The sequence below is a fragment of the Enterobacter cloacae complex sp. 309I3 genome (genome assembly GCF_050031595.1).
Lineage (GTDB): Bacteria > Pseudomonadota > Gammaproteobacteria > Enterobacterales > Enterobacteriaceae > Enterobacter > Enterobacter cloacae.
Genome location: NZ_JBLGWI010000001.1, coordinates 336,173 through 347,710 on the forward strand (window position 1 = coordinate 336,173; position 11,538 = coordinate 347,710).

General features: G+C 56.1%; 10 protein-coding genes. 6 read left to right on the forward strand and 4 right to left on the reverse strand.

Translation table 11 applies throughout. The annotated features are described in order from the left end of the window. Positions 1–83: 83 nt before the first annotated feature. The 4 genes from soxR (at position 84) to ACQG22_RS01590 (ending at position 4,971) form a co-directional block, all read left to right on the forward strand. Entirely contained in the window at positions 84–542 is a 459-nt protein-coding gene (gene soxR / locus ACQG22_RS01575) for a redox-sensitive transcriptional activator SoxR (protein WP_013095072.1), read from the forward strand. A 312-nt stretch (positions 543–854) separates the two neighbouring features. Then, on the forward strand, positions 855–1,526 hold the full coding sequence (locus tag ACQG22_RS01580) for a glutathione S-transferase family protein (RefSeq protein ID WP_013095073.1): 672 nt from the start codon (positions 855–857) through the stop codon (positions 1,524–1,526). A 298-nt stretch (positions 1,527–1,824) separates the two neighbouring features. After that, complete coding sequence (gene ghxP / locus ACQG22_RS01585) at positions 1,825–3,174, forward strand: guanine/hypoxanthine transporter GhxP (protein WP_013095074.1); 1,350 nt, start codon at positions 1,825–1,827, stop codon at positions 3,172–3,174. 150 nt (positions 3,175–3,324) lie between these two features. Further along, positions 3,325–4,971 carry a Na+/H+ antiporter gene (locus tag ACQG22_RS01590; protein WP_013095075.1) on the forward strand — a complete coding sequence of 549 codons (1,647 nt, stop codon included), beginning with the start codon at positions 3,325–3,327 and terminating at the stop codon, positions 4,969–4,971. A gap of 72 nt (positions 4,972–5,043) precedes the next feature. Here the strand turns inward: ACQG22_RS01590 and ACQG22_RS01595 are convergent, their stop codons facing one another. Further along, positions 5,044–5,937, reverse strand: coding sequence for a LysR family transcriptional regulator (locus ACQG22_RS01595; protein ID WP_058680843.1), 894 nt, complete (start codon positions 5,935–5,937; stop codon positions 5,044–5,046). A gap of 102 nt (positions 5,938–6,039) precedes the next feature. Here ACQG22_RS01595 and ACQG22_RS01600 point away from each other — a divergent pair, with 102 nt between their 5' ends. Next, positions 6,040–6,450 carry a CidA/LrgA family protein gene (locus tag ACQG22_RS01600; RefSeq protein WP_369706746.1) on the forward strand — a complete coding sequence of 137 codons (411 nt, stop codon included), beginning with the start codon at positions 6,040–6,042 and terminating at the stop codon, positions 6,448–6,450. Next, positions 6,443–7,132 (forward strand): LrgB family protein, encoded by a 690-nt coding sequence (locus ACQG22_RS01605; RefSeq protein WP_013095078.1) that lies wholly within the window; start codon positions 6,443–6,445, stop codon positions 7,130–7,132. Before ACQG22_RS01600 ends, ACQG22_RS01605 begins: the two co-directional genes overlap by 8 nt. 31 nt (positions 7,133–7,163) lie before the next feature. Here the strand turns inward: ACQG22_RS01605 and actP are convergent, their stop codons facing one another. From actP to acs, 3 genes are all read right to left on the reverse strand, one after another. Further along, positions 7,164–8,813, reverse strand: coding sequence for a cation/acetate symporter ActP (actP, locus tag ACQG22_RS01610; RefSeq protein WP_369706745.1), 1,650 nt, complete (start codon positions 8,811–8,813; stop codon positions 7,164–7,166). Then, the gene (locus tag ACQG22_RS01615; RefSeq protein WP_013095080.1) at positions 8,810–9,124 is read right to left on the reverse strand and encodes a DUF485 domain-containing protein; all 315 of its coding nucleotides are present in this window, start codon (positions 9,122–9,124) and stop codon (positions 8,810–8,812) included. The genes actP and ACQG22_RS01615 overlap by 4 nt, the downstream gene beginning before the upstream one ends. A 134-nt stretch (positions 9,125–9,258) precedes the next feature. Beyond that, positions 9,259–11,217, reverse strand: coding sequence for an acetate--CoA ligase (gene acs, locus ACQG22_RS01620; RefSeq protein ID WP_047351900.1), 1,959 nt, complete (start codon positions 11,215–11,217; stop codon positions 9,259–9,261). Between the last annotated feature and the right edge of the window lie 321 nt (positions 11,218–11,538).

The following is an 11,538-nucleotide window of genomic DNA, read 5'->3' on the forward strand; positions in this document are numbered from 1 at the left end:
TAGATACAACTTTCCTGGTTGATTCGTCGTTTTCTCTGTGGGGGAGTATAATTCCTCAAGTTAACTTGAGGTAAAGAGGTTTTATGGAAAAGAGATTGCCGAGAATAAAAGCGCTTTTGACCCCGGGTGAAGTGGCTAAGCGAAGCGGTGTGGCAGTATCGGCGCTCCACTTCTATGAAAGTAAAGGGTTAATCAAAAGCATCCGTAACGCCGGAAACCAGCGTCGCTACACCCGTGACGTGCTCCGCTACGTGGCGATTATTAAAATTGCGCAACGAATCGGAATTCCCCTGGCCACTATCGGTGAGGCGTTCGGCGTGTTACCGGAAGGCCACACGCTGAGCCCGAAAGAGTGGAAAGAGCTTTCATCCCAGTGGCGTGAGGAGCTGGACCGGCGTATTCATACGCTGGTGGCGCTGCGTGACGAACTGGACGGGTGCATCGGTTGCGGCTGTTTGTCGCGCAGCGATTGCCCGTTACGCAACCCCGGTGACAAACTGGGCGAACAGGGGACGGGGGCGCGGCTGCTGGAAGAAGATTGAGATCTGTTTGCCGGGTGGCGGCTGCGCCATCCAGCAAAAAGCATAATAAAGAACTAAAGCGCCACATAAGGGCGCTTTAGTTTTTTCCGGTCTTTGTCTTTCTCTCTATCCCGCTGGCTCACGGGAGGGTTTCCCCCGACATCAGCACCCCTCATGTCGAGCTGGTTGAGGAGGTTCCGGTTTGTGCTGACACTTTAATTCTATGTAAGGGCCGCTTTTTCGCCAGTCACCGGGGCCGCTTTTTTGGCGAATATTTTTCGCGGTGTTGTTCAATTTTCTATAGTTAAAAAGTATGAATAACAGGAGACCTCTATGCTCACGGTACATCACCTTAACCAGTCGCGCTCACACCGCGTGATCTGGGCTCTGGAAGAACTTTCTCTGCCCTATGAGATTGTTCACTACCAGCGCGAAAAAACGATGCTGGCTCCCGAGTCCCTTAAACGCGTGCATCCGTTGGGCAAGTCACCGGTCATTGAAGACAACGGACTGATCCTTGCTGAATCCGGTGCCATTCTGGAGTATCTGCAGGAAACCTACGACGCAGAATCGCAGCTTAAGCCGCTGGATCCTGCCCACAAGGTGCAATACCGCTTCTGGCTACACTATGCAGAAGGTTCTCTTATGCCGCTGCTGTTAATGAAGCTGGTATTTAGCAGCCTCGGTAAACCGCCCGTGCCGTTTGGAATACGCACGCTGGGGAAAGCGCTGGGTCAGGGTGTGCAAAAAGCCTATCTCAATCCCCAGCTCGAAACCCACGCGCGTTTTATTGAATCTCACCTGGCTGAAAATAGCTGGTTTGCCGGAGAGACTCTCAGCATGGCCGATATTCAGATGAGTTTCCCGATTTTTGCCCTGCTGGCGCGTGGCGGTGTCGAGGATCTTCCGCACACCCATGCCTGGAAGAAAAAGGTCGAAAATCGTCCTGCCTGGCAGAGAACCCTGGAACAAGGTGGGCCATTAACGATCCCTGGCGAGGCGTAATTTGTAACCCCATTGCGCATAAACGATAACGTTTGCGCATCCTCTGCTTATTTCTTCATCGTCATAAGGGAAATTTAGCGAAAAACGAGAAAGTTCAGTTGAAAAGGGCGGTGATTAGGCTGGATAATCGTTTGCCTAAATTTGACCACCCGTTTTGTAAGCGCGGAGCTAAACGTTTGCTTTTTTTGTGACGCCCCTTTTCGTCGCAAACGCAGCACAAGGATTTGACGTTTTGCTGGCAGTGGAGTCTCCACCACGCTTACGGACTTTCTATAAAAACTCTCAGGGGATGTTTTCTATGTCTACGCCATCCGCGCGTACCGGCGGTTCACTTGACGCCATCTTTAAAATTTCTGCTCGCGGCAGCACCGTGCGCCAGGAAATCGTTGCCGGTCTGACAACGTTTCTGGCAATGGTGTACTCCGTCATCGTTGTGCCGGGCATGCTCGGTAAAGCAGGCTTCCCACCGGCAGCGGTCTTTGTTGCAACCTGTCTTGTCGCCGGTGTTGGCTCCATCGTAATGGGGCTGTGGGCGAATCTGCCGATGGCGATTGGCTGTGCCATTTCCTTGACCGCCTTCACCGCGTTTAGCCTGGTGCTGGGCCAACACATCAGCGTACCGGTTGCCCTGGGCGCCGTCTTCCTGATGGGCGTGCTGTTCACCATTATCTCGGCAACCGGCATTCGTAGCTGGATTTTGCGCAACCTGCCGCACGGCGTAGCACACGGCACCGGTATCGGTATCGGGCTGTTTCTGCTGCTGATTGCCGCCAATGGCGTGGGTCTGGTCATTAAGAACCCGCTGGACGGTCTGCCGGTGGCGCTGGGTCACTTCGCCAGCTTCCCGGTGATCATGTCCCTGATTGGCCTGGCGGTGATTATTGGTCTGGAAAAACTGAAAGTCCCAGGCGGCATTCTGCTGACCATTATCGGTGTGTCCATTGTTGGCCTGATTTTCGATCCGACCGTGCATTTCTCCGGTATTTTTGCCATGCCGTCACTGAGCGATGACAACGGTAACTCCCTGATTGGCAGCCTGGATATTGTCGGCGCGCTGAACCCGGTGATCCTGCCAAGCGTGCTGGCGCTGGTGATGACGGCGGTGTTTGATGCCACCGGTACCATCCGTGCGGTGGCCGGTCAGGCGAACCTGCTGGATAAAGACGGTCAGATTATCGACGGTGGCAAAGCGCTGACCACCGACTCCCTGAGCAGCGTCTTCTCGGGTCTGGTAGGCGCTTCTCCGGCTGCGGTCTATATCGAGTCCGCTGCGGGCACCGCGGCAGGCGGTAAAACTGGCCTGACCGCCATTACCGTTGGTGTGCTGTTCCTGCTGATCCTGTTCCTCTCTCCGCTCTCTTACCTGGTGCCGGCCTACGCTACGGCTCCGGCACTGATGTACGTCGGCCTGCTGATGCTGAGCAACGTGGCGAAAATTGACTTTGCGGACTTTGTGGACGCGATGTCAGGTCTGATCACTGCGGTATTTATCGTGCTGACTTGTAACATCGTGACCGGCATCATGATCGGCTTCGCGTCGCTGGTGATTGGTCGCCTGGTCTCCGGTGAGTGGCGCAAGCTGAACATCGGCACCGTGGTTATCGCCGTTGCGCTGGTGGTGTTCTACGCGGGCGGCTGGGCAATCTAAATTGTCCTTTGATGCGAAAACGGGTGGCTCAGGCCGCCCGTTTTTATTTTCAGGACTCATCCCGTTGCCTTTTGCGTTACTCTGGGGAAGATAGAATAAAAGGCACGACGCCTTCCGTAGTACATAAGTAACACAGCAAACAGGGAACGCATGGAAATCTTTTTCACAATACTCATCATGACCCTTGTGGTCTCATTATCCGGGGTGGTTACACGCGTACTGCCCTTTCAGGTCCCCCTGCCATTAATGCAAATTGCCATCGGCGCGCTGCTGGCGTGGCCGACGTTTGGCCTGCACGTTGAGTTCGACCCGGAACTGTTCCTCGTGCTGTTTATCCCGCCACTGCTGTTTGCTGATGGCTGGAAAACACCCACGCGCGAGTTTCTGGAACATGGGCGCGAGATCTTCGGTCTGGCGCTGGCGCTGGTCGTCGTGACCGTGGTCGGGATTGGTTTCCTGATCTATTGGGTGGTTCCGGGGATCCCGTTAATCCCCGCTTTTGCGCTGGCCGCAGTCCTGTCGCCAACCGATGCCGTGGCGCTGTCCGGCATTGTGGGTGAAGGGCGGATTCCGAAGAAAATCATGGGCATCTTACAGGGAGAGGCGCTGATGAACGACGCCTCCGGTCTGGTTGCCCTGAAGTTCGCCGTGGCCGTCGCAATGGGAACGATGATCTTTACCGTTGGTGGCGCGACCCTGGAATTCTTTAAGGTTGCTATTGGCGGTATCCTGGCGGGCTTCGTGGTGAGCTGGCTGTATGGCCGCTCGCTGCGCTTCCTCAGTCGCTGGGGCGGTGATGAACCCGCAACACAGATCGTACTGCTGTTTCTGCTGCCGTTTGCCTCCTATCTGATTGCCGAACACATTGGCGTGTCGGGCATTCTGGCAGCGGTAGCGGCAGGGATGACCATCACCCGCTCCGGCGTAATGCGCCGCGCGCCGCTGGCCATGCGTCTGCGTGCAAACAGCACCTGGGCAATGCTGGAATTTGTCTTCAACGGCATGGTCTTCCTGCTGTTGGGTCTGCAGCTGCCGGGCATTATGGAATCCTCTCTGGTGGCGGCGGAGGCCGATCCGAACGTTGAAGTCTGGATGCTCTTTACCGACATCGTGCTGATCTACATGGCGCTGATGCTGGTGCGCTTCGGCTGGCTGTGGACGATGAAAAACTTCAGCGTGCGCTTCCTGAAGAAAAAGCCGATGGAGTTTGGTTCGTGGACCACGCGTGAGCTGCTGATTGCCTCCTTTGCGGGGGTACGCGGGGCGATTACCCTGGCCGGTGTGCTCTCCATTCCGTTGCTGTTGCCGACGGGCGATGTCTTCCCGGCGCGTTATGAACTGGTCTTCCTGGCGGCGGGCGTGATCCTGTTCTCACTGTTTGTCGGGGTGATTATGCTGCCGATTTTGCTGCAGCATATCGACGCCGGGGACGCCACGCAGCAGCATAAAGAGGAGCGGATTGCCCGCGCCGCCACTGCCGAAGTGGCCATTGTCGCTATTCAGAAAATGGAAGAGCGCCTGGCCGCCGATGCCGAAGAGAACATCGACAATCAGCTGCTGACGGAGGTGAGCTCACGCGTGATTGGTAATCTGCGTCGCCGGGCTGACGGCCGTAACGATGTGGAAAGCTCGCTGCAGGAGGAGAACCTGGAGCGCCGGTTCCGTCTGGCGGCGCTGCGCTCCGAGCGTGCCGAGCTGTACCACTTGCGTGCCACGCGGCAAATCAGTAATGAAACGCTGCAAAAGCTGCTGCACGATCTGGATCTGCTGGAAGCGTTGTTGATAGAGAATCAGTAGCCCCTCACCCCAACCCCTCTCCCCATAGGGGCGAGGGGCTCGATCGGTTCCCTCTCCCCTGTGGGGAGAGGGTTAGGGTGAGGGGTCAGGAACCCAAAATCCCTCACAACATTGCAGCCACGCCTGGGCGCTGTGCGACAAATATATCCCTTCTCGCCAGATCATCCCCAGCTGCCAGTGCAAATCGCTTTCGAGTGGGATCCAGCGCAGCGTGTTTTTATCCAGACGCTCGCAAATCGGCTGCGGCAGAATGGCAATCCCCACGCCTGCCTGCACCATCGCTGCCAGGAAATCCCACTGGCCGCTGCGCACCGCAATGCGCGGCTTCACGCTATGTTGATTAAACAGCGTCATCAGCTGGCGGCTGAGGGCGAAATCTTCGTTGTAGATCAGCAGAGGGTATTCACCGAGCAGTTCAGGTTTCACTGAATCTCGCTTCAGCCAGTCGCCGGAGCGGGGAACCAGCACGCACAGCGGATGGCTAAAGAGCGGAAGCGTCGCCAGACCGCTCTCTTCCTCAACGGGGAGGGCTGTCATGGCGACGTCCAGCTCGCCGTTGGTTACGGCCTGCTGGACGGTTAATCCACCAAACTCCGAAATTTTGAGTTCAACGCCGGGGTAACGCTGGCGAAACAGGCTAATCGGCCCGGCCATCATCATCCCGACCATCGGCGGAATACCAAGGCGCAGCACCCCTTTGGTCAGGTGGTTAATATCGTCTAGCTCCGCTTCCAGCTGACGAAACTCGGCAAGGATCGCCAGGCCACGTTCAAACACCACGCGCCCGGTATCGGTAAGCAACAGCTTGCGTCCGTCGCGGATCAGCAGGGTACAGTTGAGTTCATCTTCGAGGTTTTTCAGCATTTTGCTGATGGTGGGCTGGGTAACAAATAACTTCTCCGCTGCGCGGGTAAAACTCTGCTGGCGAACCACTTCGACAAAATAGCGCAGCGTTCTTATGTCCATGATTATTCCTCGAAACTATACCTTCGATGATTTTAATTCATTTCAGTCCATACCGTGCGCTCACTATACTGGCGTCTCGTCTCATTTTTGAGGAAAACCCCCATGGCCGTGGCGTTAAGCCGTGTTACGCCTGCCGTTGTGCAACGACTCCAGGTACCGGTTCAGGTACTGCTCTACGCGGGACTGTTTGTTTTTGCGGAATATCTTGTCGGCTGGCTGCATCTGCCGCTGCCTGCCAACCTGGTGGGGATGGTGTTGATGCTGACGCTCATTCTCTGCCGCGTTATCCCCCTTAGTTGGGTGCGTGCCGGCGCGCGCTGGCTGCTGGCAGAGATGTTGCTGTTCTTTGTTCTTGCCGTGGTGGCGGTGGTGAACTATGCGCAACTGCTGATGGTGGACGGCTGGCGGATCTTCGCGGTCATCGCCCTGAGCACGCTGATGGTGCTGGGCGCCACCGCTTGGGTGGTGGACAAGGTTTATCGCTTCGAGATCCGCAGGCAAAAACATGACTAACTTCCAGATAAGCGTGCTGTGCCTGATTGCCACGCTGGTTATCTACTTTGCCAACAAGCGCCTGTATCGCCGCTTTCACGCGCTGCCGCTGATGCCGCTGGTCTTCACGCCGATCCTGCTGGTGTTGATGCTGGTTTTTGGCCATATCTCCTGGCAAAACTACATTGGTGAATCCCACTGGTTGCTGTGGCTACTGGGGCCGGCCACCATCGCCTTTGCGGTGCCGGTGTACGACAACCTGAATATCATTAAACGTCACTGGATGTCGCTCAGCGCGGGGGTGATTACCGCCACGGTGGTGGCGGTCTGTAGCTCCGTCTGGCTGGCGCGGCTATTTACGCTGCCCGATGAAATTCAGCGTAGCCTGGCCGTGCGCTCGGTAACGACGCCATTTGCGCTGGCAGCCGCTAAACCGCTCGGCGGACAGCCGGATCTGGTGGCGCTGTTCGTGGTTGTCACCGGTGTCTTCGGTATGGCGGTAGGCGACATGCTATTTCTGCGGCTTTCTATCCGTGAAGGGTTGGCAAAAGGGGCGGGATTTGGCGCGGCGTCACACGGCGCGGGAACGGCACGCTCTTATGAGTTGGGTCAGCAGGAGGGGGTTGTAGCAAGCCTGGTGATGATGCTCTCCGGCGTGTTGATGGTGCTGATTGCGCCGCTGGTGGCGTGGGTGATGTTCTGAACTCCCCGGCCCGAAGGCCGGGGATCAAGACTCAGTGTGCGCGGCCTTGTTCCACGCCCAGGCCGGTTTGCGAGCGGATAAACTGGGCGCGGAATTTCTCACGCTCCAGGTTCCCCTCCGGCGAGTTATCGGTTGCAGAGAAGATCCAGATACCGATAAACGCCACGGCGATTGAGAACAGCGCCGGGTACTCATACGGGAAGAGCGCCTTTTCGTGACCGAGGATCTGCACCCAAATCGTCGGGCCGAGGATCATCAGAATCACCGCGGTCAGCAGCCCCAGCCAGCCGCCTACCATTGCGCCACGGGTGGTCAGTTTAGACCAGTACATGGAGAGCAGGATGATAGGGAAGTTACAGCTCGCCGCAATTGAGAAGGCCAGCCCCACCATGAAGGCAATGTTCTGCTTCTCGAAGAGGATCCCCAGCAGGATCGCCACCACACCCAGAATCAGTACGGTGATTTTGGAGACTTTGAGCTCTTCACGCTCGGTTGCGCCTTTGCGGAACACGTTCGCGTACAGGTCATGCGACACCGCAGATGCTCCGGCAAGCGTAAGCCCGGCAACCACGGCAAGGATGGTGGCAAAGGCCACGGCTGAGATAAAGCCGAGGAACAGGTTGCCGCCTACCGCATCCGCCAGATGCACTGCCGCCATGTTGTTCCCGCCAATCAGCGCGCCCGCCGCGTCTTTAAATGCCGGGTTCGCTCCCACCAGCATGATGGCGCCAAAACCGATGATAAAGGTCAGTATGTAGAAGTAACCCATAAACCCGGTGGCGTAGAAGACGCTCTTGCGCGCTTCGCGCGCATCGCTCACGGTGAAGAAACGCATCAGGATATGTGGCAAGCCTGCGGTACCAAACATCAGACCCAGACCGAGTGAAAGCGCGGATATCGGGTCTTTCACCAGCCCGCCCGGGCTCATGATCGCTTCCCCTTTCGGGTGGACCGCCATTGCTTCGGTAAACAGGTTGTTGAAGCTAAAGCCGACGTGTTTCATCACCATAAAGGCCATGAAGCTCGCACCGAACAGCAGCAGAACCGCTTTGATAATTTGCACCCAGGTGGTTGCCAGCATGCCGCCAAACAGGACGTACATCACCATCAGCACACCCACCAGCACCACCGCGACGTGGTAGTTCAGGCCGAACAAAAGTTCGATCAGTTTGCCTGCGCCAACCATCTGGGCGATCAGATACAGCGCCACCACCACCAGCGAACCGCAGGCGGAGAGAATACGAATCGGACCCTGCTTCAGGCGATACGAAGCCACGTCAGCAAAGGTGAAACGCCCCAGGTTGCGCAAGCGTTCGGCGATCAGGAACAGAATGATCGGCCAGCCCACCAGGAAGCCGAGAGAGTAGATCAGACCATCGTAGCCGGAGGTGTACACCAGCGCGGAGATCCCAAGGAAAGACGCGGCAGACATAAAGTCGCCCGCAATCGCCAGCCCGTTCTGGAAACCGGTAATATTACCACCCGCAGTGTAGTAATCATTACGGGAACGGACGCGTTTCGACGCCCAATAGGTGATATACAGCGTCAGCACCACGAAAATCAGGAACATGATAATCGCCTGCCAGTTGGTTGGCTGGCGCTGAACCTCGCCGGTAATGGCATCTGCGGCGTGTGCCGCAAAGGGAAATGTGGCGGCAAGCGCCGTCAGGACTCTCTTCATGATGCTTTTACCTCACGCAGTACCGCTTTATTAAGACGATCGAATTCGCCGTTCGCGCGCCAGACGTAGACGCCGGTTAGCACAAACGAAATCACAATCACGCCAATGCCAATCGGGATGCCCCGTGTGACGCTGGTGCCCTCATGCAACGGCGTACCCAGCCAGTGCGGGGCAAAGGCGATAAGCAGAATAAAGCCGACGTAGATAATCAGCATGATGATGGAAAGTAAGAAGGCAAACCGTTGCCGTTTATCAACGAGCTCCCTGTAGTGCGCACTATTCTCTATCTGCTGACAAATATCGTTATTCATCACAGAAATCTCCAGAAGTAAGGTTGGTTTGTTTTATCCCCTCTCCCCTATGGGGAGAGGGTTAGGGTGAGGGGAGGAAGGTGCGGTCTGATGCCCTCACCCCGCCTCTCTCCCACAGGGAGAGGGAGAAAAGATTACGAAGGCATTGCGATGGACTGCTTCTCTTCGAGCAGTTTTTCCACCACGCCCGGATCGGCGAGCGTTGAGGTATCACCAAGGTTGCTGGTGTCTCCTGCCGCAATTTTGCGCAAGATACGGCGCATAATTTTGCCGGAACGAGTTTTCGGCAGCGAGTCAGTCCAGTGCAGTACATCCGGCGTGGCAAGCGGGCCAATCTCTTTGCGGACCCAGTTGCGCACTTCGGCATACAGTTCTGGCGATGGCTCTTCACCGTGGTTCAGCGTCACGTAGGCGTAAATCGCCTGGCCTTTAATGTTATGCGGGATCCCCACAACGGCGGCTTCGGCAATCTTCGGATGCGATACCAGCGCGGATTCAATCTCCGCGGTGCCCAGACGGTGGCCGGAGACGTTCAGCACATCGTCCACACGTCCGGTGATCCAGTAATAGCCATCCTCGTCGCGACGCGCGCCGTCACCGCTGAAGTACATGTTTTTAAAGGTTGAGAAGTAGGTCTGCTCGAAGCGTTCGTGGTCGCCAAAGAGCGTACGTGCCTGGCCCGGCCAGGAATCGACGATCACCAGGTTGCCTTCGGTGGCACCATCCAGCGGATTGCCTTCGTTATCCACCAGCGCAGGCTGGACGCCGAAGAACGGTTGGGTCGCTGAACCGGCTTTTAAGCGGGTCGCACCTGGCATTGGGGTGATCATGAACCCACCGGTTTCGGTCTGCCACCAGGTGTCCATTACCGGGCATTTTTCGTTGCCGATCTTCTTCCAGTACCACTCCCAGGCTTCCGGGTTGATAGGCTCGCCGACGGAGCCGAGGATGCGCAGGGAAGAGCGGTCAGTACCTTCTATCGCTTTATCCCCTTCCGCCATCAGCGCACGGATCGCCGTTGGCGCGGTGTACAGAATGTTGACCTGGTGCTTATCGACCACCTGGCACATCCGCGCCGGGGTTGGCCAGTTTGGTACACCTTCAAACATCAGCGTTGTTGCACCGCAGGCCAGCGGGCCGTACAGCAGATAGCTGTGACCGGTGACCCAGCCCACGTCGGCGGTGCACCAGTAGATATCGCCCGGATGGTAGTCGAAAACGTATTTAAAGGTGGTGGCCGCATAGACCAGATAGCCACCGGTGGTGTGCAATACGCCTTTCGGTTTGCCGGTGGAGCCGGAGGTATAGAGGATAAACAGCGGATCTTCCGCGTTCATCTCTTGCGGTTGATGCTGGTCGCTTGCTTTTTCAATCAGGTCACTCCACCACAGGTCGCGCCCTTCATTCCAGTCGATCTTGCCACCGGTACGCTTAAGGACGATAACGTTGCTGACGGTTTTGACGTTCGGGTTTTTCAGCGCTTCGTCGACATTTTTCTTCAGAGGAATACCGCGCCCGGCGCGCACGCCTTCATCAGCGGTGATCACCAGTTTCGAACTCGAGTCGACAATACGCCCGGCAACCGCTTCCGGCGAGAACCCGCCAAAGATAACGGAATGGATCGCGCCGATGCGCGCGCAGGCCAGCATCGCCACCGCCGCTTCCGGCACCATCGGCATATAGATGGCGACCACATCGCCTTTTTTAATGCCCTGGTCCAGCAGCACGTTAGCGAAGCGGCACACGTCGCGGTGCAGCTCTTTATAAGAGATATGTTTGCTCTGAGAGGCGTCGTCGCCTTCCCAGATAATGGCCGTTTCGTTACCGCGTTCGGCAAGGTGGCGATCGAGGCAGTTCGCCGCAAGGTTTAGCGTGCCGTCTTCATACCATTTAATAGAAACGTTACCCGGCGCAAAGGAGGTGTTCTTCACCTTCTGGTAAGGTTTGATCCAGTCAAGAATATGGCCCTGCTCGCCCCAGAAAGCGTCAGGATCAGAGACAGATTGCTGATACTTCTCGTGGTACTGCTCCGGGTTGATCAGGCAACGGTCCGCAATGTTAGCGGGAATGTCGTGTTTGTGTATTTGGCTCATGGCTTTTTTTCTCCTTGTAAGATGTTAATAATATGTCGCAAAAACGTTAATAGTAGGGGCTTTACAAGCTTTGTTTATTATTTGGGCGGCAGATCACGCATTGTTTGAAGCGTATGAAAAATGAGCGAATGAAACTTTGAAGAAAAATAATTTACCGGACGGATTATTCACATTTGCGCATAAAAAATCGTTTTTATAACAAATGGTTATTTATAAGAATTATCGTAAACTCGCGTCATAACGGCTTTTCGTAGTGAAATGCGTTGTTCTTTAAGGCTTGCGCAACACACCGCGCAGATGATACTCATACGCCGCGTTAAA

Excerpts from the sequence above, each read along its gene's own strand:
- soxR (WP_013095072.1), top strand. The coding sequence starts at position 84 with ATGGAAAAGAGATTGCCGAGAATAAAAGCGCTTTTGACCCCGGGTGAA.
- ACQG22_RS01580 (WP_013095073.1), top strand. The coding sequence starts at position 855 with ATGCTCACGGTACATCACCTTAACCAGTCGCGCTCACACCGCGTGATC.
- ghxP (WP_013095074.1), top strand. The coding sequence starts at position 1,825 with ATGTCTACGCCATCCGCGCGTACCGGCGGTTCACTTGACGCCATCTTT.
- ACQG22_RS01590 (WP_013095075.1), top strand. The coding sequence starts at position 3,325 with ATGGAAATCTTTTTCACAATACTCATCATGACCCTTGTGGTCTCATTA.
- ACQG22_RS01595 (WP_058680843.1), bottom strand. The coding sequence starts at position 5,937 with ATGGACATAAGAACGCTGCGCTATTTTGTCGAAGTGGTTCGCCAGCAG.
- ACQG22_RS01600 (WP_369706746.1), top strand. The coding sequence starts at position 6,040 with ATGGCCGTGGCGTTAAGCCGTGTTACGCCTGCCGTTGTGCAACGACTC.
- ACQG22_RS01605 (WP_013095078.1), top strand. The coding sequence starts at position 6,443 with ATGACTAACTTCCAGATAAGCGTGCTGTGCCTGATTGCCACGCTGGTT.
- actP (WP_369706745.1), bottom strand. The coding sequence starts at position 8,813 with ATGAAGAGAGTCCTGACGGCGCTTGCCGCCACATTTCCCTTTGCGGCA.
- ACQG22_RS01615 (WP_013095080.1), bottom strand. The coding sequence starts at position 9,124 with ATGAATAACGATATTTGTCAGCAGATAGAGAATAGTGCGCACTACAGG.
- acs (WP_047351900.1), bottom strand. The coding sequence starts at position 11,217 with ATGAGCCAAATACACAAACACGACATTCCCGCTAACATTGCGGACCGT.